Origin of the sequence: Mesorhizobium sp. M7D.F.Ca.US.004.03.1.1 (genome assembly GCF_003998635.1) — a bacterium.
GTDB classification, from domain to species: Bacteria; Pseudomonadota; Alphaproteobacteria; order Rhizobiales; family Rhizobiaceae; genus Mesorhizobium; species Mesorhizobium loti.
This window is the reverse complement of sequence record NZ_RZQG01000741.1, coordinates 1-3,016: the sequence shown is the minus strand read 5'-3', so window position 1 is coordinate 3,016 and position 3,016 is coordinate 1. Positions and strand designations below refer to the sequence as shown.

Genomic DNA, 3,016 nt, shown 5'->3' with positions numbered 1-3,016 from the left:
CGACCGGCGTGGCGGTGGTCTTGGCCAAGCCGATCGCCGCCGCAGCTGCCGCCGGCAGGGTGATCGACTTCTGGTTGCGCGAGACGATGATGCCGCCTTCCGACAGTTTCGTCTTGTCATAGTCCTGCCAGCTCGAGCGCGGCAGCGCGAACATGCGCTCGCGCTCGGCCATCGACGCCGCCATGTCGGGATCGGGATCGATGAAGATGTCGCGATGGTCGAAGGCGGCGATCAGCCTGGTCTTCGGCGACAAAAGCATGCCGTTGCCGAACACGTCGCCCGACATGTCGCCGACACCGACGACGGTGAAGGACGAGGTCTGGATGTCGCGGTTGATCTCGCGGAAATGCCGCTTGACCGCTTCCCAGGCGCCCTTGGCGGTGATGCCCATCTTCTTGTGATCGTAACCGGCCGAGCCGCCGCTGGCGAAGGCGTCGTCGAGCCAGAAGCCATGCTTCTCGCTGATCGCGTTGGCGGTGTCGGAGAAGGTCGCCGTGCCCTTGTCGGCGGCAACGACGAAATATGGATCGTCCGGGTCGCGGCGCACGACACCGGCCGGCGGGATGACGCCGTCGAGGCCGATATTGTCGGTGATAGACAGCAGGCTGGAGACGAAGTTCTTGTAGGCCGACGTGCCGGCCTCGAAGATCGCATCGCGGGTGCCGCCTGCCGGCAGGCGCTTGGGGAAGAAGCCGCCCTTGGCGCCGACCGGCACGATGACGGCATTCTTGACCTGCTGCGCCTTGACCAGGCCGAGCACCTCGGTGCGGTAGTCCTGGGCGCGGTCCGACCAGCGCAGGCCGCCGCGCGCCACCGGGCCAAAGCGCAGATGCAGGCCTTCGACCTCGGAGCCGTAGACGAAGATTTCCCGCCACGGCCGCGGCGCCGGCAATCCCTCGACCGCGTGCGAATCGAGCTTGATCGCCAGCGACTGGCCTTTCTCTTTCGTATCGGCAACGAAATGATTGGTGCGCAGCGAGGCTTCGATCAGGTTGAGGTAGCGGCGAATGATGGTGTCGTCGTCGATATTCGGCACATCCTCCAGCGCGTCCTTGATCTTGGCCTTGAGGTGTTTTGCCGCCACCACACCTTCGGTCTCGGCTGTCGGGCCAAGCCGGGAGATGAACAGCGCATGCAGGCCGCGCGCGATGTCGGGATAGCGGTTGAGCACGGCGGCGATGAAGTCCTGGCTCTGCGGGATACCGACCTGCTGCAGATAGCGGCCATAGGCGCGCAGGATGGTGATCTCGCCCGACCACAGCCCGGCGGTCTGGGCAAGGCCGTTATAGCCGTCATTGTCGACGTCGCCGCGCCAGACGGACAGGAATGCGTCCTCGAACAGCGCGCCGCCATCGGCAAGGTCGATCGGCTTGCCGTAGCTGTTTTCCAGCTCCATGTCGTGGATGAAAACCATGCCGGGCTGATCCCTATTGATCATGCCGGACTGGTCGTCGCCGACCGCGAAAGTGCGTTCGCTGATGACGCGGAAGCCGATGTTTTCCAGCACCGGCACCCGACGCGACAGCGCCACCGGACTGCCGTGGTGATAGATCTTCAGTGCCGCCTGGTGCGGCTTCTGCTCGGCATGGCGGTAATAGTCGATGGCGATCGGATTGCCGGCGCTGATCTTGGCGATGCGCCCGGCATCGGCCAGCGCCACCGCCGCGCTGAACGAATCGCGGTAGCTTTCCGGCAGCCGCGCGGCAATGCTCTTCAACGCCTGGTCGGCGCCACTGGCCTCCGCCGCATCGGAAAGGGCGTCCTCCCAGGTGCGTACGATGTCGCGGATCGCCGCCTCGATCGTCGCTTGCTCGACCTTCGGCGTCTTGCCGCCGGAACGGCCGATGATGAAATGCACGCGCGCCAGCCCACCTTCGGGGAAGGCCGGGTAGTAGGCCGACAGCCGGCCTTGGAATACGGTCTTCAGATAGAAGCCGATCTTCTCGCGCACGACGCTGTCGTAACGGTCGCGCGGCACGAAGACGAGGATCGAGACGAAGCGGTCGAACTGGTCGGCGCGCACCAGCGCCCGCACCCGCGGCCGCTCGACCAGGCCGAGAATGGCGGCGGCATGCTTCCTCAGGATCGGCACCGGCACCTGGAACAATTCGTCGCGCGGATAGCTTTCCAGCACATTGATCAGCGCCTTGCCGGAGTGATCGTGCCGGTCGAAGCCGGACTTGGCGATGATGGTTTCGGCCTTGGACCTGAGATACGGGATCTTCATCACCGAGCGCGTGTAGGCGGTCGAGGTGAACAGGCCGACGATACGCAATTCGCCCGCAAGCGTGCCCTTGGCGGTGTAGGTCTTGATACCGATGTAATCGAGATAGATGCGGCGGTGCACGGACGACTTGGCATTGGCCTTGGTGACGATCAACGGCTCCGGCCCATGCAGAAAGGCGCGGATTTCGGGCGTCGTCGTCACCGCTTCGGTGCCGCGCCTCAGCACCAGCACGTCGGGATCGGACAGGATGCCGAGACCGGGCTTGTCGGCGCGCTCCAGCGTGCCGCTTTCCTCGCCGCCGGTGTATTTGAATTCGCGCATGCCGAGGAAGGTGAAATTGTCGTCGCGCAGCCACTCGAGGAAGGCGATCGCCTCGGCAACGCTCTTCTTGTCGAGCGGTACCGCCGAATAGCGGAACTCCGAGATCGCCTGATCGAGGCGGGCCAGCATCGGCTTCCAGTCGTTGACGGCGGCGTGAACCTGGCCGAGCATCTTGCGCAGCCGCTCGGTCAATCCGTTCGCCTGCTCGGCGGTCAGCCGCGGGATGTGGACATGGATGACGCTCAACCGGTCGTGGCTGCCGTCGTCCTTGGCGAAATTGCCGTCGCCGAGGATTTCGTCCACACCGCCTTTGCCGTGGCGCACCACGATGACCGGATGGGTGACCAGGGTCGGTTCGCCTGATGTCTCGGTGATCTCGCCGAGGATGGAATCGAACAGGAACGGCATGTTGTCGTTGACGACCGTGATAATTGTCACCGGGCGGCCGTCTCGCACAACGCCGGAATC

At 64.7% G+C, this 3,016-nt stretch carries 1 protein-coding gene; it reads right to left on the bottom strand.

What is annotated here, in order from left to right; genetic code table 11:
- On the bottom strand, window positions 1-3,016 hold a 3,016-nt coding region (locus tag EN935_RS29015), incomplete at both ends, for an NAD-glutamate dehydrogenase domain-containing protein (protein ID WP_164771407.1).